Raw genomic sequence first — 26,792 nt, forward strand, 5'->3', positions numbered from 1 at the left:
CCCTAAGCCACCCACGGCGGCCACCACCCGGAGTACGAGCACCACCAACACCGTTAGCCTGAGTCTCTATGACGTTCTGGCAACGAGCCCAGCCAGCATTTCCGACCGTGACTTCGTTGCCCTCAGCTGCGGCGTGTACTTCTGAACACGAAACAGCACAGGTCTCGAACAGCATGAAACACTCACGCATCCTGCATAGCGGCGTTCTCGCGTTGTCCCTGCTGGCCAGCAGTGTGATGGCCGCTGTCTCCCCTGAAGAAGCTGCGCAACTCGGCACCAGCCTCACCCCCCTCGGGGGCGAGAAAGCCGGCAATGCCGACGGCAGCATCCCGGCCTGGGACGGCGGCCTGCCGACCAATGCGGCGCCGGTCAGCAACGGCTTCCTCGGCGACCCCTTCGCCAGTGAGCAGCCGCTGTTCACCATCACCGCCGCCAATGCCGAGCAGTACAAGGACAAGCTCTCCCCCGGGCAGATGGCGATGTTCAAGCGCTACGCCAGCACCTACAAGATCCCGGTGTTCAAGACCCACCGCTCGGTCGCGGTGCCGCAGGCGATCTACGACATCGCCAAACGCAGCGCGGTGCAAACCCAGGAACTCGACGACGGTAACGGCCTGAGCAATTTCGCCGACACCCACTACTACGCCTTCCCGATCCCGAAGAATGGCGTCCAGATCGTGTGGAACCACATCACCCGCTACCGCGGTGGCAACAACAGACGCCATATCGCCCAGGCCATGCCGCAGGTCAACGGCTCCTTCACCCCGGTGAAATTCGACGACGAGGTCGCCTTCCCCACCGACATGACCGATCTGGAAAAGGAGAAAGGCGCCAACATCCTGCTCTACTTCAAGCAGCGGGTCACCTCGCCGGCGCGTCTGGCCGGTAACGTGCTGCTGGTCCACGAGACCCTCGACCAGGTAAAGGAACCGCGCATGGCCTGGCTCTACAACGCCGGCCAGCGTCGTGTGCGGCGCGCTCCGCAGGTGGCCTACGACGGTCCCGGCACCGCTGCCGACGGCCTGCGCACCTCGGACAACTTCGACCTGTTCAACGGCGCGCCGGACCGCTACGACTGGAAGCTGGTGGGCAAGAAGGAGATGTACATCCCCTATAACAGCTACCGCCTGGACTCGACCAAGCTGAAGTACGCCGACATCCTCAAGCCCGGGCATATCAACCAGGATCTGGCGCGCTATGAACTGCACCGCGTGTGGCAGGTGGTGGCGACCCTGAAGGCCGGTGAGCGGCATATCTACGCCAAGCGCGACCTGTACTTCGACGAGGATGGCTGGCAAGCCGCCTATGCCGACCACTACGACGGCCGCGGCCAGCTCTGGCGGGTCGGTGAGGGCCACGCCGAGCAGCACTACCAGCAGCAGGTCCCGATCTACGCGATGGAAGCGCTGTACGACCTGATCGCCGGGCGTTACATCGTGCTGGGCATGCGCAACGAGGAGAAAAGCGGCACCCAGTACGGCTTCAAGGCCAGCGCCGCCGACTTCACCCCGGCCGCCCTGCGCAACGAGGGCGTGCGCTGAGGCAACCGCAGCCGCTCAACGCCCCGTAGGTGAGGCGTTGAGCGGCCGGGTTGCGGACTGCTCCTGCCGCCCTGCGACCATTCGCCGCGGGGCGCGTATTCCGCTGTTTTCGCCAAAAACCCGGACGAAACTGCCAGCCCCAGCAGCGTCGCCGCCCGCCTCGCGGCTGCGTTCTACCGTGCCCGTCTCAACTGCTGCGCGGCCTACCGCAAATTTCTTGACCCCGTAGTCAATTACTAGCCGACTACAGCCCGCTGTCGCCACGGCTGCCTACAGCTTTCTATAAAACCCTTTATAGACAATTACTTAGCTATCAATCTCGGGCGGCGCGATAGACCCTGCATGAGTGGATGAACGGTTATTCAGCCGCCTCATGACGCTCGCCCCTGCGTTCTCCGCAAATCCTGCTCCCCGCCAGTCGGCGCGCGACTTTGCGTCGTCCAGGCTGAACCCCAGGTCAGCCGGTGACTTGTAGTCGGCGCCCAGTCGGGCTTCAGAACTTCTTGAAGGCCTCGCTGATCACCTGCAAAATGCCGCGCCCCGCCGGTTGCATACCTGCTTTCGCGGGTTTGTGATGATCCGCCCCCAGAGCGCCAACGTAGTGTTCTGGTCATGAAAAAAACGATCACGCAGGAGATTTAAAGTGCACATTGGTGTTCCCCTCGAGACCTTTACCGGCGAGACGCGGGTTGCCGCGACTCCGGAAACCGTTAAGAAGCTGATCGGCGCTGGCCATCAGGTCACCGTCCAGAGCGGCGCCGGCGTCAACGCCAGCGTTCCGGACAGTGCCTATGAGGCCGTTGGCGCGAAGATCGGCTCCGCTGCCGAAGCCCTGGGCGCCGATCTGGTGCTCAAGGTGCTGGCCCCCAACGACGCCGAACTGACTCAGTTCAAGTCCGGCGCCGTGCTGGTCGGCATGCTCAACCCGTTCAACAACGAGACCATCGCCAAGATGGCCGAGTGCGGTATCACCGCCTTCGCCCTCGAAGCCGCGCCGCGTACCTCGCGCGCGCAGAGCCTCGACGTGCTGTCCTCGCAGGCCAACATCGCCGGTTACAAGGCCGTGTTGCTGGCCGCGCACCACTACCCGCGCTTCATGCCGATGCTGATGACCGCCGCCGGTACCGTGAAGGCCGCGCGCATCCTCATCCTCGGCGCCGGTGTCGCCGGCCTGCAGGCCATCGCCACGGCCAAGCGCCTGGGTGCGGTGATCGAGGCGTCCGACGTGCGTCCGGCGGTAAAGGAGCAAATCGAGTCGCTCGGCGCCAAGTTCGTCGACGTGCCCTATGAGACCGACGAGGAGCGCGAGTGCGCCATCGGGGTCGGCGGCTACGCCCGGCCGATGCCGGCGAGCTGGATGGCCCGTCAGGCCCAGGCCGTGCACGAACGCGCCAAGCAGGCCGACATCGTCATCACCACCGCGCTGATTCCGGGCCGCGCCGCACCGGTGCTGCTCAAGGAAGAAACCGTCAAGGAGATGAAACCCGGCTCGGTGGTCATCGACCTGGCGGCCGCCCAGGGTGGCAACTGCCCGCTGACCGAAGCCGAACAGGTGGTGATCAAGCACGGCGTGACCATCGTCGGCTACAGCAACCTGGCGGCCATGGTGCCGGCGGATGCCTCGGCCCTGTACGCGCGCAACCTGCAGGACTTCCTCAAGCTGGTCATCGACGGCGAAGGCAAGTTCCACCTCAATCTCGAAGACGACATCGTCGCCGCGTGCCTGATGTGCCGTGACGGCCAAGTCGTGCGCAAGAACGGATAAGGAGCCAGACAATGGAAGACATGCTGATCTCCCACGGCATCTACAACCTGATCATCTTCGTGCTGGCCATCTACGTCGGCTACCACGTGGTGTGGAACGTCACCCCGGCCCTGCACACCCCGCTGATGGCGGTGACCAACGCCATCTCGGCGATCGTGATCGTCGGCGCCATGCTCGCCGCCGCCCTCACCGTCACCCCGCTGGGCAAGACCATGGGCACCCTGGCCGTGGCCCTGGCCGCGGTCAACGTGTTCGGTGGCTTCCTGGTCACCCGCCGCATGCTGGAAATGTTCAAGAAGAAGGCGCCGAAAGCGCAGGCGGAGAAACACTGACATGAGCATGAACCTGATCACTGTTCTCTACCTGATCGCTTCGATCTGCTTCATCCAGGCGCTGAAAGGCCTGTCGCACCCGACCAGCTCGCGCCGCGGCAACCTGTTCGGCATGGTCGGCATGGGCATCGCCATGGCCACCACCATCGGCCTGGTGTTCAAGCTCGCCGCACAGCTCGGCGAAGGCGGCAGCGCCGCCACCGGCCTGGGCTATGTGCTGGTCGGCCTGCTGATTGGCGGCACTGCCGGCGCGATCATGGCCAAGCGCGTGGAAATGACCAAGATGCCCGAGCTGGTGGCCTTCATGCACAGCATGATCGGTCTGGCCGCGGTGTTCATCGCCATCGCCGCCGTGGTCGAGCCGCAGTCGCTGGGCATCGTCCAGCAACTGGGCGACGCCATCCCGGCGGGTAACCGTCTGGAGCTGTTCCTCGGCGCGGCCATCGGTGCCATCACCTTCTCCGGTTCGGTGATCGCCTTCGGCAAGCTGTCCGGCAAGTACAAGTTCCGCCTGTTCCAGGGCGCACCGGTACAGTTCAAGGGCCAGCACCTGCTCAACCTGCTGATCGGCCTGGCCATCATCGGCCTCGGCCTGGTCTTCGCCTTCACCGGCAACTTCAGCGCCTTCGCCCTGCTGCTCGCCCTGGCCTTCGTCATCGGCGTGCTGATCATCATCCCGATCGGCGGCGCCGACATGCCGGTGGTGGTGTCGATGCTCAACAGCTACTCGGGCTGGGCGGCGGCCGGTATCGGCTTCTCGCTGAACAACTCGATGCTGATCGTCGCCGGTTCGCTGGTCGGCTCCTCGGGTGCGATTCTCTCCTACATCATGTGTAAGGCGATGAACCGCTCGTTCTTCAACGTCATCCTCGGCGGCTTCGGTGGCGCAACTGACGCAGCCGGCCCGGCTGGCGCTCAGGAAGCCCGCCCGGTGAAGTCCGGTTCGTCCGACGACGCCGCGTTCCTGCTGACCAACGCCGACAGCGTGATCATCGTCCCCGGCTACGGCCTGGCGGTGGCACGTGCCCAGCACGCTGTGATGGAACTGGCGGAGAAGCTGACCCACCGCGGCGTGACCGTGAAGTACGCGATCCACCCGGTTGCCGGCCGTATGCCGGGTCACATGAACGTCCTGCTGGCCGAGGCCGAAGTGCCCTACGAGCAGGTGTTCGAGATGGAAGACATCAACTCCGAGTTCGGCCAGGCCGACGTGGTGCTGGTGCTCGGCGCCAACGACGTGGTCAACCCGGCGGCGAAGAACGATCCGAAGTCGCCGATCGCCGGCATGCCGATCCTCGAGGCCTACAAGGCCAAGACCGTGATCGTCAACAAGCGTTCGATGGCCAGCGGCTACGCCGGCCTGGACAACGAACTGTTCTACCTCGACAAGACCATGATGGTGTTCGGCGACGCCAAGAAGGTCATCGAGGACATGGTCAAGGCCGTCGATTAATCGTCGCCTCAACCAGCCGCTGAAAAACCCCGGCCCAGTGCCGGGGTTTTTCGTTTCCGGCCGTGCCTTGGCGCTTTTGTAGGATGGGACGAGCGCAGCGATTCCCATCGACGCCCCGCGAAATGATGGCTATCGCAGGCTCAACCCATCCTATGGTCATGCGCCGTTTCTCCGCCGACCAAAGGTGCCAGCCAGAGCCATTTCTTCGACCTTGGTATAGAAGTCGCCGTGCCGGCCAGCCCCTAGACTGCGCGCCTGTTTTCCGTTGTCCGAGGTTTCCCCCCGTGTATCAAGATCGCGTGCGTCTGCCCTCCCTGCTGGGCAAGTTGATGAGTGCGGCCGATGCCGCGGCCCTGATCGAAGATGGCATGACCGTCGGCATGAGCGGCTTCACCCGCGCCGGCGAGGCCAAGGCGGTGCCGCAGGCGCTGGCCGAACGGGCCAAGCACAGCCCGTTGCAGATCAGCCTGATGACCGGCGCCAGCCTCGGCAACGACCTCGACAAGCAGCTCACCGAGGCCGGCGTGCTGGCCCGGCGCATGCCGTTCCAGGTCGACAGCACGCTGCGCAAGGCCATTAATGCCGGGGAAGTGATGTTCATCGACCAGCACCTGTCGGAAACCGTCGAGCAGCTGCGCAACCACCAGCTGAAGAAGCCGGACATCGCGGTGATCGAGGCGGTCGCCATCACCGAGCAGGGCCACATAGTGCCGACCACCTCGGTGGGCAACTCGGCCAGCTTCGCGATCTTCGCCGAGCGGGTGATCGTCGAGATCAACCTGGCGCACAACCCCAACCTCGAAGGCCTGCACGACATCTACATCCCGACCTACCGGCCGACCCGCACACCGATCCCGCTGACCGGCGTCGACGACCGCATCGGCAGCACCGCGATTCCGATTCCGGCGGAGAAGATCGTCGCCATCGTCATCAACGACCAGGCCGACTCGCCGTCCAGCGTGCTGCCGCCGGACGCGGAGACCCAGGCGATCGCCGATCACCTGATCGCCTTCTTCAAGGGCGAGGTCGCCGCCGGGCGCATGGACAACAGCCTCGGCCCGCTGCAGGCCGGCATCGGCAGCATCGCCAACGCGGTGATGTGCGGCCTGATCGACTCGCCGTTCGACAACCTGACGATGTACTCCGAAGTGCTGCAGGACTCGACCTTCGACCTGATCGACGCCGGCAAGCTGCGCTTCGCCTCGGGCAGCTCGATCACCCTGTCCGGGCGCCGCAACACCGACGTGTTCGGCAACCTGGAGAAGTACAAGGACAAGCTGGTGCTGCGCCCGCAGGAGATCTCCAACCACCCCGAGGTGGTCCGCCGCCTGGGCATCATCGGCATCAACACCGCGCTGGAGTTCGACCTCTACGGCAACGTCAACTCCACCCACGTCGGCGGCACCCAGATGATGAACGGCATCGGCGGTTCCGGCGACTTCGCCCGCAACGCCCACCTGGCGATCTTCGTCACCAAGTCGATCGCCAAGGGCGGGGCGATCTCCAGCGTGGTGCCGATGGTCAGCCACGTCGACCACAGCGAGCACGACGTCGACATCCTGGTCACCGAGCAGGGCCTCGCCGACCTGCGCGGCCTGGCGCCGCGCGAACGGGCGCGGGCGATCATCGCCAACTGCGTGCACCCCGACTACCGCGCGGCGCTGCAGGACTACTTCGCGCGTGCCTGCGCCAAGGGCGGCCACACCCCGCACCTGCTGCGCGAAGCGCTGGCCTGGCATATCAACCTGGAAGAAGCCGGGCGCATGTTGGCCGGCTGAGCCATCAGGCGGGCGGGAGCGCCGCCCGCCTGACGGGAAAACTGACAAACAGTTCAGTTAATATTTCGGATTTAACTAAAACTGTACTGGTTATCGGCGGCAAAGATCGCTGCCGAGCCTGGTTTTGCCCATACAAACGCCCCTTAGCCGGCAGAACTGGTACAGATTGGCCGTTTGCGGGTGGCACAGTTTTAGAAAAACCCGGCAGTTACCAGCACAATTCTCGGCAACTGTGACTGGAGCGAGAGCTGTTCGGGGTAGATCATAGCGGTCGTGAAATTCTCAATCCCGCCACAAGCGGAAGGACGACCACCATGGAACGTACCCTCGGTTCCGACCTGCATTTCGTTGAAGCCCCCAGCACTGATCACGCCGCCCTGCCTGTACGCCTGATCGCCAATCTGATGCTCTGGCAGCGCCGCATCACCACCCGTCACGTGCTCGCGCGCCTGGACCCACGTCTGCTGGCCGACGCCGGCATCAGCGAGGCGCAGCGCTACGCCGAACTGAACAAGCCGTTCTGGCGTTAACTCGCCCGGCAAGGTAGCTCTCAAACCCCGGCCTAGTGCCGGGGTTTGTCGTTTCTGGCCGAGCGCCCAGCCCGTGCCAGCACAGCTGGGCCGAAAGTTGACCAGCACAGTTTCTATAAATACACACCTGTCACGATACAATTTTGCAGCACTGTGACTGCACAACCTTTACTCGCCGCGCGACCATGGACTCCCATCCCCCGACCCCCGCCGCCAGCGGGAAGGACAGTGCCATGGAGCGCACCCTCAGCCCCACCCCCTCGCTCGCCGAGCGGTCCGCCTCCCGGCCCCGGCTGCCGCAGCTGCTCGTCACCCTCGCGCTCTGGGCCCAGCGCGCCCGCACGCGCCGTCAGCTGGCCATGCTCGATGAACACCAGCTCGCGGATGTCGGCATCAGCCACGGCGAGCGCCAGGCCGAACTGGACAAGCCGTTCTGGCGCTGAGCAGCGTCTGGGCTAGGCTTTAGGCTATGATCCGCCGGAGCTTGTCAGGTCGTCTGCAGGCTCCGCATTCCGTTTAGCCTCAAGGAGTTCCATCATGTCCCGTCTGCGTCTGCTCAGTGCCGCCGCCCTGCTGACCCTGGCCACCAGCGCCTCGGCCACCAGCTTCGTCGTCACCACCGATGCCACCGTCGGCGCGCTCGCCGCCACCACCGAAACCACCTCGGACGTGAGCTCCTCGTTCAAGGACGACAAGATCGTCCGCGCCGCCCGCGACGATGCCGCCAGTTTCGTCGCCAGCCAGGGCGAGATCCGTGGCGTGCGCCTGCAGGCCGCGCTCAACCATATCCGCGGCCAGTTGCCGCAGCTGGCGGCCAGCGACATGCAGCTGGCACAGGCCATCCTGACCCTCTAAGCCCCGCTCCACACCGACTGCGCTGGCTCTCGCCGGCGCATTCCGCTAGCCTTGGCGGCCGTCTGCACCCGCTCCGCACGGCTCTACGGCCGCCATCGTGCCCGTTCGGCCTCTGGCCGCACCTCAGTCTCCGTGTCCTGCTCCGACCGGCCGCCCGCGGTTGCCGCCGCCCCGTCCGGATATGACGCGCGCACCACGGAACGGCTCCAGACCACGCTCATCCAATCAGTCAGTGACCCTCAGTTTTCTGGAGATTTTCATGCGTAGCCCGTTGATCGCCGCCTGTGCCGCCCTGACCCTGTTCTGCGCCGGTGCCCAGGCCCACAGCGTGGTCGCGACCAGCAACATCATCGTCCGCGGCCTCGACCGCAGCCTCGATTTCACTTCCGACACCACCACCTCGATCCGCGACATGAAGCGGGTGGTCGAAGCCCGCGACGATGCCGCCAGCTTCGTCGCCAGTAACGGCGAAATCCGTGGTGTGCGCCTGCAGGCGGCCTTCGACGCCCTGCGCGCCAGCGTTCCCGCCGCGCAGCAGGCCTCCGACCAAGCCCTCGCCGAAGCCATTCTCGCCCTGTGATCCGCCCCCGCGCCTGGCTGCTGGCCGCCGCCCTGCTGCTCAGCGCAGGTGCGGCCGAGGCCGAACTGCGTCTGCAACTGGACCCCGACGGCCTCAGCGCCGCCCAGCAGCACGCCAGCCAGGCGCTGCTCGACGACGCCCTGGCGGCCCTGCCGCCGCGCTTCGTCAGCCAGCTCGACCGCCGCGTACGGGTGCGCTGGAGCGACGCCCTGCCGGCCAACGCCTATGGCCGCGCCAGCCGTCTCGATACCCTGCTCCTCAACGCCCGCCTGCTGCCGGCGCTGAGCGACGGTTCCGCCGCCCGCCAGCCGACCGGCCGCCCGCACGCTACCCTGCGCCGCGAGCTGCTGGCCACCGTGCTGCACGAACTGACCCACCTGTACGACCGCGCCCGCCTGTGGCCGAGCCGCGACCGGCTGGCCTGGCAACGCTGCCAGCAGCGCGCCGCCAGCCTGGGCCTGGTCGGCCTGCCGGACGCCTGCCGCGGGCAGACCGCGCGACGCTTCACCTTCAGCGACGACCCGCGCCTGCTCGATCTGGCCGGCTGGCCGCAGTACGTCGGCCGCCGCGGTCAACGCGAACAACACAACGCGCAGAGCCCGCGCAGTCCGGACCTCTACGAGCTGAGCAACCCGCGCGAGTACGTCGCGGTGAACCTCGAGTACTTCCTCCTCGACCCCAGCTACGCTTGCCGCCGCCCGGCGCTGTATCGCTACTTCCGCGAGCACTTCGGCTGGGCGCCGGCGAACCCGACACCCTGCGCCGCGACCTACCCCTACCTCAACGCCGGCAGCGACTTCGCCCGCCAACCGCTCGGCCAGCTCGATCCCGAGCGGGTCTATGCGGTCGACTACCTGTTCGCCGAGGCCAACGACAACTGGGTCAGCCGCTGGGGCCACACCATGCTGCGCCTGGTGATCTGCGCCCCCGGCCGGCCGCGCGGGCCGGACTGCCGGCTCGATCTCGACCAGCATCTGGTGCTGTCCTACCGCGCCTTCGTCGGCGACCTGCAGCTGTCCAGCTGGGCCGCGCTGGTCGGCGCCTACCCGTCGCGGCTGTTCGTCCTGCCACTCAACCAGGTGATCGACGAATACACCAAGGTCGAGCTGCGCGGCCTCGCCTCGGTGCCGCTGAAGCTGTCGCGCCAGCAGGTGCATGACCTGGTCGAGCACGCCGCCGAGCTGCACTGGGGTTACGACGGCGACTATTACTTCCTCTCCAACAACTGCGCGGTGGAAACCCTCAAGCTGCTACGCAGCGGCACCGCGCGCCCGGAGCTGCAGGGGCTCGACAGCATCATGCCGAACGGCCTGCTGGACTCGCTGGTTGGCCGCGGCCTGGCCGACCGCAGCGTGCTCGCCGATCCCAAGGAGGCGTTGCGCCTGGGCTACCGCTTCGACTCCTTCCGCGAGCGCTACCAAGCCATGTTCGCCGTGCTCAAGCAGCGCCTGACGATTCCCCAGACCCGGGTCGAAGACTGGCTGGAATTGCCGGCCAGCGCCCGCCGGCCCTGGTTCGCGCCAGCCGACCTGCGCGCCAGCGCCGCCCTGCTGCTGCTCGAACAGGCCGCCCTGCGCCGCCAGCTGCTGCTCGCCCAGGACGAACTCAAGCGCCACTACCTCGGCGCCCGCGACCAGCTCGCCGACAGCCGCTTCGCCAAGGCCGGCGATACCCTGCAGCAGATCCTCGCCAACAGCGGCTTCCTCAGCCGCCCGGCGGAACTGCTCGAGCGCGGCTACGGCCTGCCGCAGCTCGGTGAGTCGCAGCGCCTGCAGCAACAGAGCGCCGAACGCCAGCAACTGCTACGCGGCCTTACCGCCGATCTCGACCAGGAAGTGCGGCGCCTGCTCGACCCGGCGCGCCTGGCCGAGATCGAGGCCAGCGAAACCAACCTCAAGCAACTCGGTGAACACCTGCGCGCGCTGCACAAGGCCGGCGGCGGGCTGCGGCTGCCCTGAGCGACGCTCAGCCGCGGGTCAGCCGCGTCGATCCTCTGTGCTGACGCAGCTGGGTAGGATGGGTTGAGCGCAGCGATACCCATCATTGGGATTCGATGGGTATCGCAAGCTCAGCCCATCCTACGGACCTTGCTGGCGATCACCGCGGATCGGCCCGGCACGGATCGCCAGCCCAACGGCGATGCCGAGTTCGGCCAAGGTGTTGCAATAGACGCCGCTTGTTGGGCTTCGTCGCTGCGCTCCTCAACCCAACCTACGACGGTTAGCAGCCCGGATTATCTCCGGGCTGCCAAGAGCCCCACGCCCATCACAAGGTCTCCCCATCCTCCTCCGGCAACTGCGGATCGAGGTGCAGCCAGGGCAGGCGGTTCTTGACCCAGATATGCCGGTCGGGGCGGGCGCGTTCGGGCTGGTCGAGGGTGGCGACGGTGACGTCCAGGGTTTCCGGGCTGAGGGCAGTGAACAGCGCCAGCTGGGCGCCGCAGGTGGGGCAGAAGTAGCGCGTGGCGTGGGACGAGGAGCGGTACTGGGCCGGCTCGCCGACCGTCCAGGTGAAGGCCGGCAGCGGTACCGTGATCCAGGTGGTGACGATGCCGCCGCTGGTGCGTCGACAGATCGAGCAGTGACAGTGGGCGATGTCATGCAGCGGCGCGTTGAACTGGTAGCGCAGGCTGCCGCAATGACAGCCGCCGAGGTGCAGTTCGGACATGGCGGTCTCCCGTTGCAATGATCCCAGTCTTGCAGACGCCCTCTGGCTGACGAGCAAACTGCGCAAACCCGAGGCTGATCGCCAGCCAACGGCCAGGTGCAGGCATCTGCCAGTGCTTCCATGACTCCCAGACAGAACACTAGCCCAACCCCGACTTGCGCCCAGCGGGACTGCCGACCAAGATGGCCATTTCTTCCGCAAGGACCCCGGATGAGCCCGCTGTTGACCGCCCTCTGGCCGCTGTTCGCCCTGATCGTCGGCGGTTATGCGCTGCGCCGCCTGGATTTCCCCGGCGAGGCGTTCTGGCCGGCGGCCGAGCGGCTCAACTACTTCATCCTGTTTCCGGCCCTGCTGTTCAGCAGCCTGGCCAGCGCGCCACTGGCCAATCCGGCGCTGCCGCGTCTGGCCCTGGCGGTGTTGCTCGGCCTCGGTCTGGCCTGGCTGGCGCTGCTGTTGTGCCGGCGCCTGCGCGGCTGGCCGGCCGGGCGCTTCGGCGCCTTCACCCAGGGCGTGCTGCGTTTCAACACCTACCTCGGCCTGGCCGCCATCGGCAGCCTGTTCGGCAGCGCGGGGTTGAGCCTCGCCGCGCTGATGCTGGCGCTGCTGGTGCCGGCAGTGAACCTGCTGTCGGTGTGGGCGCTGAGCGCCGACCAGGGCGTCAGTGCCCGTGCCCTGTTCCTGCCGGTGCTCAAGAACCCGCTGATCCTCGCCTGCCTGGCCGGCCTGCTGGTCAACCTCGCCGGTCTCGGCCCGGCTGGCGGTGTCGACCGCCTGCTCGGCCTGCTCGCCGCCGCCAGCCTGCCGCTCGGCCTGCTCTGCGTCGGTGCCGCCCTGCGCCCGCAGGAACTGGCCGGCGAGTGGCCGGCGCTGCTCGGCAACTGCGCCGTGCGCCTGCTCGGCATGCCGCTCTTGGCCTGGGGCGTGGCGCGCCTGCTGCAACTGCCGGCCATGGAAAGCGGCCTGCTGGTGCTGTTCTTCGCCCTGCCGACGGCGCCGACCGCCTACGTGCTGACCCGCCAGCTCGGCGGCGACAGCCACCTGATGGCCGCGCTCATCACCCTGCAGACCCTGCTGGCGGCGGTCAGCCTGCCGTTGCTGCTGGCGCTACGCGGCTGACAACAGGCGCTGAAGCCGATGGGCGCGGCGGCGGCGCTTGGTTATCCTGTGCTCCTCATCTCCCGCACAAGAGCCCGCGCTTATGGAATGGCTGAGCAGCCCGGAACTCTGGATCGCCTTCTTCTCCCTTACCGCCCTGGAGATCGTCCTCGGCATCGACAACATCATCATGATCAGCATCCTGGTCGGCCGCATGCCGCCCGCCCAGCAGCAACGCACGCGGCTGTTTGGCCTGGCCCTGGCGATGGTCACGCGGATCGGCCTGTTGCTGTCGATCGCCTGGGTCATGCGCCTGACCGAGGACCTGTTCAGCCTGGCCGGCCACGGCGTGTCCGGGCGCGACCTGATCCTGTTCTTCGGCGGTCTGTTTCTGCTGTGGAAGAGCAGCCAGGAGATCTACTACGGCCTGGAGGGCGAGGACGACAGCGCCGGCGAGCCGAAGAGCATGGCCGGCGGGGTGATCGGCACGGTGATCCAGATCGCCCTGATCGACATCGTGTTCTCCCTCGACTCGGTGATCACCGCGGTGGGCATGGTCAGCCATGTGCCGGTGATGGTCGCCGCCATCGTCGCCGCCGTGCTGGTGATGATGGCGGCGGCGGGGCCGATCGGCGGCTTTATCGACCGCCACCCGAGCCTGAAGATGCTCGCCCTGTCGTTCCTCACCCTGGTCGGCACCGTGCTGGTCGCCGAGGCCTTCGAGGTGCATGTGCCGCGCGGCTACGTGTACTTCGCCATGGCCTTCTCGCTGGGCGTCGAGACGCTCAACATCCGCATGCGCAGCGCCCGCGCCAAGCAGGCGCCGGTCAGGCTGCGCAAGGATATTCCCGGGGAATAGGCGGAAGCTGCGCAACGCGAACAGGGCCTTTTGGCCCTGTTGTTTTGTGCGCTGCGGCGGGACTGTGCGCGGCGGCTGCGGCGCATGCCGCACCCCCTCAGGCGCCGGGATAGAAGCATCGGCTCGATCTACTATTCCTTTTGCTTCCTACGCCATGCGCGCGCCCTCGCTAGATTACAGGCGAGCGGCCGCCGCCCTGTGTGCAGCCCCGGCGTCGGCGACAAGCCTGAGGAGGCCAGCACATGTTATTCCTAACCAACAGGTTCCCTAAGCAGAGCATCCAGACCAAGGTTGGCCGTGCGTTCGAGTTCGATCTCAGGAACAACGCCCCCAGCAACTCGATATTCTTCTGCGACAGAACCGCGCCAGACGCCATCGAAGAAATCGGCAGCAAGAACTTCATGCGCCGGCTCAAAGAGTCCGAGTATCGGCAGATCCTCATCTACCTGCATGGCTTCTCCAACCTGCCCACCGATGTCTTCGCGGCCGCCGAGGAATTCCAGGCGCTGTGCAACAAGAAGGCGCAGCAGGAAGTGCTGGTGGTCCCGGTGATCTGGCCCTGCGACAACGACTTCGGCATAGTCCAGAACTACTGGGACGACCAGAAATCCGCCGACATGAGCGCCTACTCGCTCTCCAGGGCCCTGGTCGCCTTCATCAACTGGAGAAATTCCGAGGATAACGATCCGCAGAAGGATCCCTGCCTGAAGCGGCTCAACATGCTCGCCCATTCAATGGGCAACCGGGTCCTGCGCGAAGCGCTCTGCGCCTGGAACAAATATGACCTGCCCAATGGCGTGCCGCTGATCTTCCGCAATACCTTCCTGGTGGCCGCCGACATCGAGAACGAGTCCATCCACAGGGAGGAACGCGCCGCGCTGATTGCCGATGCCTCGCGCAATGTGGTGGTCTACTTCGCCTCCGACGATCTTGCCCTGCGCAGCAGCAAGGCCGCGAACCTGAAGAACAAGATAGCGTCGCGCCGGCTCGGCCATAGCGGGCCGGAAAACATGGAGCTGACGCCGAAAAACGTCTATGCCGTCGACTGCGATGACGTGAACAACGAATACGACAACCCCAAGGGCCACTCCTACTTTCGCAGCGGCGCCAAGAAGGGCGAGCCCGGGCTGGTCTTCGAGCACATCTTCGAATGCATCAGGACCGGGCGGGTGTTCCCCGATGACGAGTTCCGCCGCACCTCCATCATCCGCAAGGGCAAGCAGAAGTAAGCGCCGCCTGAGCGCGGCTCAGAACCTGTTCACGATCTCGCGAGCTAGAGCCAGACAAGGCGCAACGACCAACGGGAGTAACAGCCGAAGGCTGGCCCGAAGGGCGAGCGGAGCGAGTCAAATGGCCAAGGGAGCGCAGTTTACGAGTTGTAAATGAGCATGACTCGTTTCACTCGCCCTCCGGGTCGCGCTGAAGCGCGTTAGCAGCAAGCTGCTTTCCGAGGCCATTTTTAACGCCGTATGGCCGACGCGCAGCAGATCGTGAACAGGTTTTCAGAACAGGTCCAGCTGCCCCGCCGTACCCGGCGGGTCTTGCCGTGGCGCGGCCCCGGGCAGCGCCAAGCGCTCGGCCAGTCCGGCGGCGCGCTCGGCTTTGGTGTTCACCGCCTCGGCCAGGCGCGCCGGCAAGGCCCAGAGCTCCACCTTGTGCTTGGCGCGGGTGATCCCGGTGTAGAGCAGCGCACGGGTCAGCAGCGGGCTCGGCGTCTCCGGCAGGGCCAGCAGCACTTCGGCGAACTCCGAACCCTGGCTCTTGTGCACGGTCATGGCGAAGGCGCTGTCGTGGCTGGGCAGGCGCGCCGGGGCGAAGGCGCGGAAGCCGTCTTCACCTTCGAAGAACACCCGCAGGCCGGACTCGCTGGCCAGGCACAGGCCGATGTCGCCGTTGAACAGGCCGAGCGCGTAGTCGTTCTGCCGCACCATCACCGCCCGCCCGGCATACCAGCGCTCGCGCGCGGCGAGGCCGAAGCGGCGCTTGAGGCGCGCCTCCAGGGCCTCGTTGAGGCCGCTGACGCCGAACGCGCCCTCGCGCTGGGCGGTGAGGGCGCGGAAGGCATTGAAGGCGGCGAAGGCGGCCGTCGGCTCGCCGCCACGGGCGGCCTGCAGATAGGGCTGATAGCCCTGCTCCAGGCGTTCCAGCAGCGCCGCCGGGCTCGGCTGCGGCTGCCAGACCAGATCGCGGCGGTCTTCCTTGAGCAGGTTGAGGGTGGCGCTGGCCGCGCCGGCATTGATCCGCCGCGCCAGTTCGCCGATACCGCTGTCGCCGGCGAAGCGGTGGCTGTGGCTGAGCAGCACCACCGCATCGCCGAGGCGCGAGCGCGGCGCCTCGACCGCCACCCGCTGACCGCTGATGCGCTCGAGATCGGCCGCGGCCCGGGCGTCGAAACCACGGCCCTCGCAGAGTTCGGCGAACACCGCGCCGGCCTCGACGGCGGCCAGCTGGTCCTTGTCGCCGAGCAGGATCAGGCGTGCGCGGGGCGGCAGGGCGTCGACCAGCTTGGCCATCAGCGCCAGGTCGACCATCGACGCCTCGTCCACCACCAGCACGTCGAGCGCCAGCGGGTTGGCCGCGTGATGCCGCACCTGCGGGTTGTCGCCACGGCTGCCGAGCAGGCGGTGCAGGGTGCGCGCCTCTTCCGGCAGCGCCGCCTTCACCGCCTCGCTGACCGGCAGCGCCGCCTTGGCATTGCGCAGCGCTTCGGCCATGCGCGCCGCCGCCTTACCGGTGGGCGCGGCCAGGCCGATGGCCAGGCGTTCGCCACCGGGTTGCTCGAGCAGGGCGGCGAGCAGACGCACCACGGTGGTGGTCTTGCCGGTGCCGGGGCCGCCGGAGATCACCGCCAGATTGCGGCGCACCGCCTGGGCGGCGGCCAGGCGCTGCCAGTCGGGTTGTTGCCCCGCCTGTAATGAAGCATTGAAGGCAAACAGGCGGGCGAGGCTGGCACTCAACTGCGCCTCGTCGACCACCGGCAGATCCGCCGCACGCGCCAGCAGCTGCGCCGCCAGCTGCGCCTCGTAGGCCTGGTAGCGGGCCAGATACAGGCGCTCGCCGTCGAGGATCAGCGGCGCGAATTCACCCGGTGCGCCGACCAGCTTGGATGCCCGCAACTGCGCATGCCAGTCGGCCAGCGCCGGCAGGCCGAAGGCGCAGTCCGGCCACGGCCGCTGCCCGGCCCAGCGCGCCAGCGGCAGGCACACGTCGCCCTTGCCCAGCGCCTCGCAACACAGCGCGGCGGCGGCCAGCGCGCTGGCCGCCGCGTCCGGATTGAGGCGCTGCAGGCTGTCGAGCAGGGCGCGCTCCAGCGGGCCGAGGGGCAGGTCGGCGGGATTCATCGGCTTTCTCCGGCGAACAGCACGCAGGTTGGGTTGAGTGCAGCGATACCCAGCAGGGGGCCGGCCTGCACGGCGATGGGTAGCGCAGGCTCAACCCATCCTACGGGACGAAATCTCATCGGTTGTCCCCCACAAACAATTCATCCAAGGCATCCAGCAACGCCGCGCTGGGCCGGGCGAAGTACACCCCGGCCGTCGGCATGCCGCGCAGGAACAGGTAGAAGGCGCCGCCCAGTTGCTCGTCGGCAAAATCGCTCAGGCGCTGGCGCAGGAAACGCCGCAGCGCCACCAGGTAGATCAGGTATTGCAGGTAGTAATGTTCGCCGGCCAGCGCCTGCAGCAGGCGCTCGCCGCCGTAGTAGCTGGGGTCCGGGCCGAGCCAGTTGGACTTGTAGTCGGCGATGTACCAGCGCCCCCGGTGCTCAAACGTGAGGTCGATGAAGCCCTTGAGGAAGCCCTTGAGGCTGTCGAATTCCAACCGTGCGGCGGCCTCGCGCAGCGGTTCGGCGAGGCCCATGGCCGGGTCGCTGAGGATCGCGCGCAGGCGCTGCACGTCGAGGTCGGCGACCGGGAAGGTGAAGCCCAGCTCCGGCAACCGCCGCGCCGCCTGCAGATCGGCGAGGCGCAGGCCGTTACCGTCGAGATCGCTGTCCAGCACCTGCTGCAACTGCTGGCTGGCGATGGCGCCCCAGGTGTCGGCGGGGATGCCGTGTGCGCTCAGGGCCGGCTCGACCAGATCGGCCAAGGCGCCCTTGCCACGCGCCCAGTCCTCGAGGATCGCGTGCAGGCAGGTACCGGCGCGGGCGCCGCGCGGGAAGGCGAAGAAGCCCGTGCCCGGCTCGCTGGCATCCGGCATCACCAGGCCGTCGCGGTCCGGTGCCTCCATATGCAGGCCAGCGGCCAGTCCGGAGAAGCTGCCGATGCGCCAGGCGCTGGACAGGCTGCGGGCGAAACGCTGCAAGGCCGCCGGCGCCACGCCGCGCAGCTGGCCGGCGGCGCTGGACTCCTGGCCGAGCAGCGGCAGGCGGGCGATCAGGCCGCCACTGGCATTGGCCAATGCGTCCAGTTCGGCGGCCAGCGCCGCGCCGCTGCGCTCGTTGAGATGGCCGCCCAACTCGCCGAGGGCATCGGCGCCGCTCAGTTCGCGGCCGTGCAGCAGCCAGGCCAGGGCGCTGCTGTGCAGCCCCTCGTCCGGCAGGGCGCCGGTCTTCTGGCTCGGCTTGGGCACCGCCACCGGCCCCCAATGCAGCCACAGGCGATCGCGCGCGCGGGTCAGGGCGACGTAGGTCAGGCGCAGCTTCTCGGCGAACTGTTCGCGGCGCGCCTGCTCCAGGCGTTCGTCGAGCCGCGCGCTGCCGAGGTCGAGCAGCGGCCGGCCCTCTTCGTCGTGGCAGCGCGCGCTGCTCTTGTGCTGGCCGAGCAGGCGGCCGTCCCACAGGAAGGGGCAGAACACCAGCGGGTATTCCAGGCCCTTGGAGGTGTGGATGGTGACGATCTGCACCCGTTCGGCATCGCTTTCCAGGCGCAGCAGGGCGTCCTCGCCGGCGCCTTCGCTGCCGCGCTGGGCGTTGAACCAGGCGAGCAGCGCTTCCAGGCCCGGACGCTGCAGGCGTTCGCTCTGCAGCAGTTCGGCCAGGTGCAGCAGATTGGTCAGCCGCCGCTCGCCATCGAGCCCGGCCAGCAGGCGTTCGGCGACGCCTTCCTGATCCAACCAGGCGCGGAACACGCGCATAAAGCCGTGCTGCTGCCACAGCTGGTGGTACTGCTCGGCATCGCTGCGCTCCTTGTCCCAGGCACGTTCGTCGTCCTGGCAGCGCGCCAGCTGCTGGGCATCGCGGCCGAGCAGGCGGGTGGCCAGGGCGTAGCGCAGCAGGCCTTCGCGGCCCGGCTCGGCATAGGCGGCAAGCACCGCGGCGAGTTCGCCGGCCTCCTCGCTGTGCCACACGCTGTCACGGCCACGGCGCACGCTGGGCACGCCGCGCGCGGCCAGCTCGCTGGCGACGCTGGCGGCCTCGCGATGGCTGGCGACCAGCACGGCGATATCGCCGCCCTTGAGCGGCGCTCGGCCTTTGTCATCCGCGAAATAGGCCTCACCGCGAGCGCTGGCGGCGAGCAATGCGGCGATGCGCTGGGCGGTGTCGAGCGCGGCCAGCTCGCCGGCGCGGCCCTTGTTCAGCCCCTCGTCTGCAAGCCAGACCAGCGCCAGCGGCGCACCGCTGTCCGCGTCCGGCAGCACCAATCGGGCGCGCGGCTTGCTGCTGGCACTCACCGGCGGATAGTCGAGACCCTGCTCGGCGAACGGCTGCGGACGGGCGAACAGCTGGTTCAGCGCGGCGATCAGCTCGGGCGTCGAGCGGTAGTTGAACGGCAGGTCGTAGCGCCGCGCGGCGGCATCGCGGGCCTTGAGATAGGTGGCCAGGTCGGCACCACGGAAGGCGTAGATGGCCTGCTTGGGGTCGCCGACGAAACACAGGTCGCCACCCGCCTGGCCCGGCGACACGGGGTAGATGCGGTCGAAGATCGCGTATTGCACCGGGTCGGTGTCCTGGAACTCGTCGATCAGCGCCAGCGGGTACTGGGTGCGCAAGGTGCTGGCCAGATCGTCGCCGGCCGCGCCGTGCAGCGCCTCGTTCAAGCGATTGAGCAGGTCGTCGAAGGCCAGCAGGCGCTGCGCCGCCTTGCGTGCCGGCAGCTCGGCGTTGAGCCGGTCGAGCAGCTTGACCTGCAAGGCGATCAGCCGTTGCTGGCCGGCCGGCAGCGCCTGGGCCAGCGCTTCGACGAGGGCGTCGAAGGCCTCGGCGATGGCGCTTTGCGGCGCGTCATGGCCTTTCTTGGTGGCCTTCAGCAACGCGGCGGCGCCGCACTTGGCCAGGCCGTCCGGCGCCTCGAACAGTGCCGCCGGGTCGGCGAAATAAGCGTCCAGCTCGGCGGCCCATAGCGGCAGCTTGACCAGCTTGTGGGTGCTCTGGCTGAGCCCGCCGTGGGCGCGCAAGGCTTCGATCAGCGCCGCGCCGCCGTCCCGCCACAGTTGCGCGGCCTGCGCCCAGGCGGCGCTGGCCGCCTCCAGTTCGTCGGCGCCGACCGCCTCGCGCGGCTCGATGCGCAGGTAGGGCTTGCCCAGGTGCTGGCGCAACTGCTGGCGCAACAGGCCGGGGGTGATCTTGCTGCGCGCCAGGAAGCGCGCCCAGGCCGGCTCGGCGGCAGCCAGCTCGTGGCGCCAGGCGTCGGCGAGCAGCGCGTCGAGCACCTCGCGGTCGTCCTGGGTCAGCTCGCTGTCAAAGTCGCCGCCGGCCTCGAAGGCGGCGTCCTGCAGGGCGCGCTGGCAGAAGCCGTGGATGGTGAAGATCGCCGCCTCGTCGAAACCGTGTACCGCCAATAGCAGACGGCGGCGCGCGTCCTCGCCGGGATGCCGCCTGTGCAGTTCGCTGAGAAAGGCATCCTGGCTCGGCGTGCCTGCGTAGATCGCCAGCAGCTCGGCCAGCCGCGTGCGGATGCGTTCGCGCAGCTCGGCGGTGGCGGCGGTGGTGTAGGTGACGACGAGGATCTGCCCGACGCTGAGCTGGCGCTCGAGCAGCAGGCGCGCGTACAGCGCGGTCAGCGTCCAGGTCTTGCCGGTGCCGGCGCTGGCTTCGATCAGCGAGCGGCCGTCGAAGGCGGAAGTCTGCAGGTCAAGGCTCATGCGTCGTCCTCCTCGCTGGCCAAGGCTTTCAGCGCCGGGCCGAGCAGTTGTTCGGCGAGCGCCTCGAAGCGCTCGTCCAGCGGCTCACGGTCGCGGAAGGCCAGGGCGTTCCAGGGGTCGAGGCTCTCGCCGGGGATCGGGCTGAACTCGGCGCCGAGCCAGGCCGTCTGCGCGGCCCCGCGGGCCGCGTCGATCGGCTCCTTCTTGCTGCGCGCGCTGGGCGTGCACAGCGCCTTGGCGAACTCGAAGCTGCTGCGGGTGAGGAACGCCAGCGGCTCGCACAGCGCCTCGCGGTAGGCAGCCAACCAGCTCTCCAGCAGCTCGGCGGGGTTATCCAGCGGACCGAGCTGCCAATCGCCGGCCGGCGACACCAGCAGGCTGTCGCGCGCGATACCCGGCGTGGCGCTGCCCGATGTTAAGGCGCAGTTCAGCAACAGGTGGCGCAGCCAGAAGCCGGGCAGGTCCCAGGCGCCGGGGGCGTACAGGCGCCAGTCGAACAGGCCGTCGGCGGTGACGCCATCGAGCCAGCCGTGCACGCGCACGCCGGCCAGTTGGACGTCCACCAGCAGCGGCTGCGGCGCCTCAAGCGGGCGCGTCTCGAACAGCCGTGGGGCGAAGGCGCGCACCGGGCCGCGCAGTTGGCCCCACAGCGCGTGACCAAGTTCGCCGGACGGCAGCCAGCCGGCGGCGCGGGCGACCCGGCGCTCGTCCTGCTCGGACCAGTCACGCTCGATGGCTTGCAGCGCCAGCAGGCGCAGGCCGCGCCGCGCCGGGCCTTCGAGGGCGAAGGGTTCGTCGGCGGCGATGGCCTCTTCGGCAGCGGCCAGGCGCAGACCCAAACGCTGTTCGAGCAGGAAGCGCGCCGGCTGACGGAAGCACTGCAGCAGCTGCGCGGGCTCGATGCACAGCCAGGCCGCGCCCGGCTCCGGCAGGCGTTCGATGAAGGCCGGCGGCTGCAGCAGTGGCGCTTCGGCCAGGCGCTGGGCGGCGCGGAACCAGGACGCGGCGAAGCCCTGGAGGCGGCCGCTGGGCTGGAAGCCGTCGGCGGCGAAGGGTTGCAGCGGGTGGGCGATGGTAATGGCGGCGCTGGCTTTCTGCTCTTCTGGTAGGAGCGAATTCATTCGCGATGCTTCTGCGCTGCCTGGATCGCGGATAAATCCGCTCCCACAGACGGCGGTGAGGTCGACCGCTTCCAGCAGTTCGCTGACCAGCACCGAGGGCGGCAGCTCGGCGTTGTCGCGCGGGTCGCGGCCAACGTAGCTGAGGTACAGGCCATCGCGCGCCGACAGCAGGGTTTCCAGCAGCAGGTAGCGGTCGTCCAGGCGCCGCGCACGGTCGCCACGGCGGGGCTTGTGGGCGATCAGGTCGAAGCCGGCGGCCGGCGCGCGGCGCGGCAGGGCGCCGTCGTCGAGGCCGAGCAGGCAGACCTGGCGGAACGGCAGGCTGCGCATCGGCACCATGGTGCAGAAGGTCACCGCACCGGTGAGAAAGCCCGCGGCGCCGCCGCCCTGTTCCAGCTGCACGCTGAGTTGCTGGCGCAGCAGGGCCAGCTCCAGCGGCCGCTGGATGCCGGACGCCGCGGCCTGCTCGCGCAGGGTGGCGCAGGCCTGGCTGAGCAACAGCAGGCTGTCGCCGGCTTCGCGCTCGTCGAACAGGCTGTCGAGCAGTTGTTGCAGGCTGTCGGCCCAGTCGGCGAGCGGGCGGGGCCGTTGCAGTTGTTCGGCGAGCCCGGCAAGGCGGGCGACGAAGGCGGCGAGACGCCCGAGCAGTTGGCCGCGCGCGCCTTCCACGGCGTCCAGCGGCCAACTGTCGCCGAGCAGCGGCAGGCCGCTGCCGGCCAATTGCGGCGGCGCGGCGAAGCCGAGCAGCAGGCGGTCGAGGCCCTGGCGCCAGCTGAACGCAGGGTCCGCCGGCAAACCGAGCTGGGCGCGGTGCGCGGCGTCGCGGCCCCAGCGCACGCCGGCCTCGTGCAGCCAGTCGCGCAGCAGCGGCAGGTCTTCGGCCTCGATGCCGGCGCGGCGGGCGATGGCCGGCTGCTCCAGCCAGGCGAGGATGTCCTCGGCGGCGAAGCGGCTTTCCGGCAGGCCGAGCAGTTCGAGGAAGGCCTCGAGCAGCGGCACTTCCTTGCGCAGGCTGCGGTCGGCGAGGCTGAAGGGAATCCGCGGGGCGCCGGCCTTGGCGGCAAACACCGCTTCGATGTAGGGCGCGTAGCGTTCGATGTCGGGGGTCAGCACCACCACCTGATCGGGGCTCAGGCCGGGGTCGGCCTGGAAGCGGGCGAGTAGCTGGTCGTGGAGGATTTCCACTTCGCGCAGCGGCGAGTGGGCGATGTGCAGCTCCAGCGAGCGGTCGTCGTCGCGCAGCACCAGGCGCTCCTCCGGGCTGCGCGTTCTGAGCCGCAGGATGTCGTGCTGCAGGGCGTGCAGCAGGCTGTCGTCGTGCAAATCCTGGTCTTCGGAATACAGCCCGGTTTCCTGGCCGCCCTCGGCCGAGGCCAGGGCGAACAGGCTGTCGAAGAAGTCGCGGCCCTGTTTGCCCAGACTCGCCAAGAGTGGGTGACCGACGTCCAGATACCAGTCGCCCGGGCTCAGCTCCGGCTGGCGCGCCAGTTCGCGGATGTCGCGGATCTCGCCCCAGGCCTCGCGACAGGGGTTGAGGGCGAAGACGATCACCTCGGTGTGCCGCGCCAGGCCGTCGAGCACGCGCAGGTGGTGCGGCGGCAGGCTGCTGATGCCGAACACCAGCAGGCGCTCGGGCAGGCCGGCGATGGGCGCCGGGCCGTGCAGGCGCTGCAGCAGGTCGTCGAGCAGGCGCGCGCGGTGCGGGTGGCCGTCGGCAGTCAGCTCGCGCCAGAGCAGGGCTTGCCAGGCTTCGTCGCGGCCGAGGTCGAGCAACTCGCCGCGCTCCCAGGCGGCCAGCCAGTCGTCGCGGTACAGCAGGTACTGGTCGAACACGTCGGCGATGCGTGCCGCCAGGGACAGACGCCGGCGTTCGTCGCCGCCGTCCAGGTACTGCGCCAGGCGCGGCGCGCGCTCGAGGTTGGCGGCCTCGCACAGCCAGTCATACAGGCGCCAGCTGAGGGTGGCGGGGGAGAAGGCCGACTGCTCCGGCAGCTGGCCGAGCACCTGGCGGCTCAGCTCCCAGACGAACTTGGCCGGCAGCTGCACCTCCAGGTGCATGGCGATGCCCTGGCTGCGCGCCAGCTCCAGGCTCAGCCAGCGGCCGATGCCCTGGCTCGGCACCACCACCCGTGCCGGCGCCAGCGGATCGCGCTGCGGCTGGGCGAGCAGGCGGGTGGCCAGCGCGCCGAGGGTTTCCAGATCGGGGGCGTGAAAGAGGTTGAGCATGAGGCGAGCCGGCGTCCTGTCGAGGGCGTTAGCGTATCAGCTCGATCAGGAGGGTGGGCAGGCGCGACTGCCGGTGTCGCGCGCGAGGCAGGGCGCCGCGTGGGTTACCGCGCGGCACGGGAACGTAGGTTGGGTTGAGCGCAGCGATACCCAACGGCGAAGGTGATGCCGGAGCGGGTGCTGCGCCATGCCTCGGTCGTTGGGCTTCGTCGCAGGCTCCTCAACCCAACCTACCGGCTACTGCGCCGCCGGCACCACTTCGAGTTTCAGCCGCGGTTTCGCCCAGTAGCCGGTGCAGCTGTCCTCGTTCTTGGCCAGGGCGCCGTGCGGCGGAGCGAGCACGAAGCCGAAGTTGGGATGGTCGTTGAGCACCCACTGCTGCACCTCGGCGGTCACCGGGATGCTCACCCTGGTGGTCGTGCTGCTTTGCGTCACCTGCTTGAGCAGCTCCGGCAGCGGCGTGCCGGCGACCACGGCGAAGTTGCCGCCGGCGTCCGGCGTCTCGCTGGCCATCAGCAACGGCAGGGCGCACTGGTCGCCGCCGGCCACGCGGTTGCTCACTTCGGTGTTGCGCCGCTCGAGCAGCAGCTCGGCGGAGACGATGGTGGCGCCCTGGAGGTCGTCGAGGTTGAAGCCGAACACGCCGTTGTAGGCGTGGCTGATCTGCGTGCTGCAGGGCGAGCCCAGTTCGACGTGGTTGTGGTAGCCGGCGATGAATTCACCGGGCTGGCCGGCGGCGATCGGCTTGGGCAGGCTGGCGGGGTCGAACTCGCCCGGCAGGCAGCCGAAGCGGTCGACGTACTGCGAGACCTTGGTGGCGACCCGCTCGGCGTCGCGTTCGGGCAGGCTCTGCGCGGGCGGCGCGGAGGGCGTGGCGCAGGCGGCGAGGACGGGGAGCAGCGCCAGCAGCAGGGGTAGGCGCGGCAGGGACGGGACGTTGCGCATCAGCGATTCCTCCAGGCGCGTGGGCCAGCGGCGACGAGGGCGGCGCCCGGGCCCGCGGTCAGCAATTGCCGCTGTGGACTGGCGTCGTCACTCATCTACAACTAAAGCTAGACATAGGACCGCGCCGGCGAGGAAAAGTCCGAACTCGCCCGCTTTCACTGCGGTCCCACGAAAGAAGCGGCGCCGGCCATGCGCCAGAGCGCCGCCCGATAACCGGCAAGCCGCCAGGGAGGCCGCTCCATGCTGACCCTGCTGAACCTGTTGTCCGCCGTCGCCTTGCTGATCTGGGGCACGCATATCGTCCGTACCGGCATCCTGCGGGTGTTCGGCGCGCAGTTGCGCAAGATCCTCAGTCAGAACATGAACCGCCGGCCGTTGGCCTTCCTCGCCGGTATCGGCGTCACCGCCCTGGTGCAGAGCAGCAACGCCACCGCCCTGCTGGTCACCTCCTTCGTCGCCCAGGGCCTGATGGCGCTGACCCCGGCGCTGGCGATCATGCTCGGCGCCGACGTCGGCACTGCCTTGATGGCGCGGGTGCTGACCCTCGACCTGTCGTGGCTGTCGCCGCTGCTGATCTTCCTCGGGGTGATCTTCTTCCTCTCGCGCAAGCAGACCCGCGCCGGCCAGCTCGGCCGGGTGGCGATCGGCCTGGGGCTGATCATCCTCGCCCTCGAACTGATAGTTGGCGCCGCCGCGCCGATCACCCAGGCGCAGGGGATCAAGGTGCTGTTCGCCTCGCTGACCGGCGACCTGCTGCTCGACGCCCTGGTCGGCGCGCTGTTCGCCCTGCTGTCCTATTCCAGCCTGGCCGCCGTGCTGCTCACCGCGACCCTCGCCGGCGCCGCGCTGATCAGCCTGCCGGTGGCCATCGGCCTGGTGATCGGCGCCAATATCGGCAGCGGCCTGCTGGCCCTGCTCAATACCAGCATGCAGAGCGCGGCCGGCCGGCGGGTGGCGCTCGGCAGCCTGCTGTACAAGCTGATCGGCCTGCTGCTGATCATCCCGGTGCTCGCGCCGCTGACGCAGTGGCTGGACGGCCTGGCGCTCAGCCCACAGGGCCTGGTGATCGGCTTTCACCTGCTCTACAACAGCCTGCGCTGCCTGCTGCTGCTGCCGACGGTGCGGCCGATGGCGCGCTTCTGCACCTGGCTGCTGCCGGAACAAGCCGAGGCCAGCGGCCTCGCCCGGCCGCGCCATCTCGACCCCGCGGCCCTGGGCACGCCGAGCCTGGCGCTGGCCAACGCGGTGCGCGAAACTTTGCGCATCGGCGACCTGATCGAAACCATGCTGGAGCATCTGCTCGAGGTGCTGCGCGGCAACCAGCCGGCGCTGAGCCGCGAGCTGCACCGCCTGGACGACGACGTCGATGCCCTCTACAGCGCGGTCAAGCTGTACCTGGCGCGGATCACGCGCGAGGGGCTGAGCGAGCAGGACAATCGCCGTTGGGCGGAAATCATCGAGCTGGCGGTCAATCTCGAACAGGCCGGCGACCTGGTCGAACGCATGCTCGGCAAGATCCAGGATCAGAAGACCGCGCAGCGCCGCTCGTTTTCCGCGCACGGCCTGGAGGAGCTGGCCAGCCTGCACGCTCAGTTGCTGGTCAACCTGCGCCTGGGCCTGTCGGTGTTCCTCTCCGGTGACCCGGAAAGCGCGCGCCAGCTGCTGCGCGAGAAACGCCGTTTCCGTGCCCTGCAGCGGCGCCTGGCCCACGCCCATGTCGGCCGCCTGCACCACCAGAACGTGCAGAGCCTGGAAACCAGCTCGCTGCATCTGGAATTGATCGCCGACATGCGCCGGCTCAACTCGCTGTTCTGCAGCAGCGCCTACGTGGTGCTGGAAGAGGCCGACACCGGCGCCCTGCAGCAGGATCTGCCGGCGAACGAGGCGTTGGCCGATTTCAACCATTCGCCCTGAGAACCTGTCTCGGATCTGCTGCGCGTAGGCGATACAGCGTTAAAAACAGCCTCAGAATGCTCATTTACAACGCGTAAACTGCGCTTCTTCGGCTGTTTTTGCCTTGTCTCG

The 26,792-nt window shown here is 68.3% G+C and carries 19 protein-coding genes; 14 read left to right on the plus strand and 5 right to left on the minus strand.

The genetic code is table 11. The features are described 5' to 3' along the window. The first annotated feature begins 173 nt into the window (after nucleotides 1–173). The 10 genes from D3880_RS00715 (at nucleotide 174) to D3880_RS00760 (ending at nucleotide 10,792) form a co-directional block, all read left to right on the plus strand. Complete coding sequence (locus D3880_RS00715) at nucleotides 174–1,541, plus strand: DUF1329 domain-containing protein (RefSeq protein WP_119891630.1); 1,368 nt, start codon at nucleotides 174–176, stop codon at nucleotides 1,539–1,541. Nucleotides 1,542–2,184: 643 nt separating this feature from the next. Further along, nucleotides 2,185–3,306: a Re/Si-specific NAD(P)(+) transhydrogenase subunit alpha gene (locus tag D3880_RS00720; RefSeq protein WP_119891631.1), complete on the plus strand. Its 1,122-nt coding sequence runs from the start codon at nucleotides 2,185–2,187 to the stop codon at nucleotides 3,304–3,306. Between the two features lie 11 nt (nucleotides 3,307–3,317). Beyond that, complete coding sequence (locus tag D3880_RS00725; protein ID WP_119891632.1) at nucleotides 3,318–3,638, plus strand: NAD(P) transhydrogenase subunit alpha part 2; 321 nt, start codon at nucleotides 3,318–3,320, stop codon at nucleotides 3,636–3,638. Nucleotide 3,639: 1 nt separating this feature from the next. Continuing rightward, on the plus strand, nucleotides 3,640–5,091 hold the full coding sequence (locus D3880_RS00730) for an NAD(P)(+) transhydrogenase (Re/Si-specific) subunit beta (RefSeq protein ID WP_119891633.1): 1,452 nt from the start codon (nucleotides 3,640–3,642) through the stop codon (nucleotides 5,089–5,091). 284 nt (nucleotides 5,092–5,375) lie between these two features. After that, entirely contained in the window at nucleotides 5,376–6,869 is a 1,494-nt protein-coding gene (locus D3880_RS00735; protein WP_119891634.1) for an acetyl-CoA hydrolase/transferase family protein, read from the plus strand. Nucleotides 6,870–7,183: 314 nt separating this feature from the next. Further along, nucleotides 7,184–7,399, plus strand: coding sequence for a DUF1127 domain-containing protein (locus tag D3880_RS00740; RefSeq protein ID WP_119891635.1), 216 nt, complete (start codon nucleotides 7,184–7,186; stop codon nucleotides 7,397–7,399). 233 nt (nucleotides 7,400–7,632) lie between these two features. Next, on the plus strand, nucleotides 7,633–7,842 hold the full coding sequence (locus D3880_RS00745) for a DUF1127 domain-containing protein (protein ID WP_119891636.1): 210 nt from the start codon (nucleotides 7,633–7,635) through the stop codon (nucleotides 7,840–7,842). 94 nt (nucleotides 7,843–7,936) lie between these two features. After that, on the plus strand, nucleotides 7,937–8,254 hold the full coding sequence (locus D3880_RS00750) for a DUF2388 domain-containing protein (protein WP_119891637.1): 318 nt from the start codon (nucleotides 7,937–7,939) through the stop codon (nucleotides 8,252–8,254). A 259-nt stretch (nucleotides 8,255–8,513) separates the two neighbouring features. Beyond that, nucleotides 8,514–8,834 carry a DUF2388 domain-containing protein gene (locus D3880_RS00755; protein WP_119891638.1) on the plus strand — a complete coding sequence of 107 codons (321 nt, stop codon included), beginning with the start codon at nucleotides 8,514–8,516 and terminating at the stop codon, nucleotides 8,832–8,834. Beyond that, nucleotides 8,831–10,792 (plus strand): DUF7844 domain-containing protein, encoded by a 1,962-nt coding sequence (locus D3880_RS00760; protein ID WP_119891639.1) that lies wholly within the window; start codon nucleotides 8,831–8,833, stop codon nucleotides 10,790–10,792. Before D3880_RS00755 ends, D3880_RS00760 begins: the two co-directional genes overlap by 4 nt. Nucleotides 10,793–11,099: 307 nt before the next feature. Here the strand turns inward: D3880_RS00760 and D3880_RS00765 are convergent, their stop codons facing one another. Next, nucleotides 11,100–11,501, minus strand: a complete 402-nt coding sequence (locus tag D3880_RS00765) for a GFA family protein (RefSeq protein ID WP_119891640.1) — start codon at nucleotides 11,499–11,501, stop codon at nucleotides 11,100–11,102. A 210-nt stretch (nucleotides 11,502–11,711) separates the two neighbouring features. Between D3880_RS00765 and D3880_RS00770 the strand changes: the two genes are divergently transcribed. From D3880_RS00770 to D3880_RS00780, 3 genes are all read left to right on the plus strand, one after another. Beyond that, nucleotides 11,712–12,617 (plus strand): AEC family transporter, encoded by a 906-nt coding sequence (locus D3880_RS00770; protein ID WP_119891641.1) that lies wholly within the window; start codon nucleotides 11,712–11,714, stop codon nucleotides 12,615–12,617. A gap of 82 nt (nucleotides 12,618–12,699) precedes the next feature. Next, a complete protein-coding gene (locus tag D3880_RS00775) occupies nucleotides 12,700–13,455 on the plus strand; it encodes a TerC family protein (protein WP_119891642.1) in 756 nt (251 codons plus the stop codon). 242 nt (nucleotides 13,456–13,697) lie between these two features. Next, the gene (locus D3880_RS00780) at nucleotides 13,698–14,684 is read left to right on the plus strand and encodes an alpha/beta hydrolase (protein WP_119891643.1); all 987 of its coding nucleotides are present in this window, start codon (nucleotides 13,698–13,700) and stop codon (nucleotides 14,682–14,684) included. Nucleotides 14,685–14,957: 273 nt separating this feature from the next. Here the strand turns inward: D3880_RS00780 and recD are convergent, their stop codons facing one another. The 4 genes from recD to D3880_RS00800 all read right to left on the minus strand — a co-directional run bounded on the left by recD (nucleotide 14,958) and on the right by D3880_RS00800 (nucleotide 24,767). After that, nucleotides 14,958–16,796 (minus strand): exodeoxyribonuclease V subunit alpha, encoded by a 1,839-nt coding sequence (gene recD / locus D3880_RS00785; RefSeq protein ID WP_119891644.1) that lies wholly within the window; start codon nucleotides 16,794–16,796, stop codon nucleotides 14,958–14,960. Between the two features lie 115 nt (nucleotides 16,797–16,911). Beyond that, nucleotides 16,912–20,475: an exodeoxyribonuclease V subunit beta gene (recB, locus tag D3880_RS00790; RefSeq protein ID WP_119891645.1), complete on the minus strand. Its 3,564-nt coding sequence runs from the start codon at nucleotides 20,473–20,475 to the stop codon at nucleotides 16,912–16,914. After that, entirely contained in the window at nucleotides 20,472–23,822 is a 3,351-nt protein-coding gene (recC, locus tag D3880_RS00795) for an exodeoxyribonuclease V subunit gamma (protein WP_119891646.1), read from the minus strand. The genes recB and recC overlap by 4 nt, the downstream gene beginning before the upstream one ends. A gap of 237 nt (nucleotides 23,823–24,059) precedes the next feature. Continuing rightward, the gene (locus D3880_RS00800; RefSeq protein WP_119891647.1) at nucleotides 24,060–24,767 is read right to left on the minus strand and encodes a hypothetical protein; all 708 of its coding nucleotides are present in this window, start codon (nucleotides 24,765–24,767) and stop codon (nucleotides 24,060–24,062) included. A gap of 240 nt (nucleotides 24,768–25,007) precedes the next feature. Here D3880_RS00800 and D3880_RS00805 point away from each other — a divergent pair, with 240 nt between their 5' ends. Then, nucleotides 25,008–26,681, plus strand: a complete 1,674-nt coding sequence (locus D3880_RS00805; RefSeq protein WP_119891648.1) for a Na/Pi cotransporter family protein — start codon at nucleotides 25,008–25,010, stop codon at nucleotides 26,679–26,681. Nucleotides 26,682–26,792 lie beyond the last annotated feature (111 nt).

It is taken from the genome of Pseudomonas cavernae (assembly GCF_003595175.1).
In the GTDB taxonomy this organism is placed as follows: Bacteria; Pseudomonadota; Gammaproteobacteria; order Pseudomonadales; family Pseudomonadaceae; genus Aquipseudomonas; species Aquipseudomonas cavernae.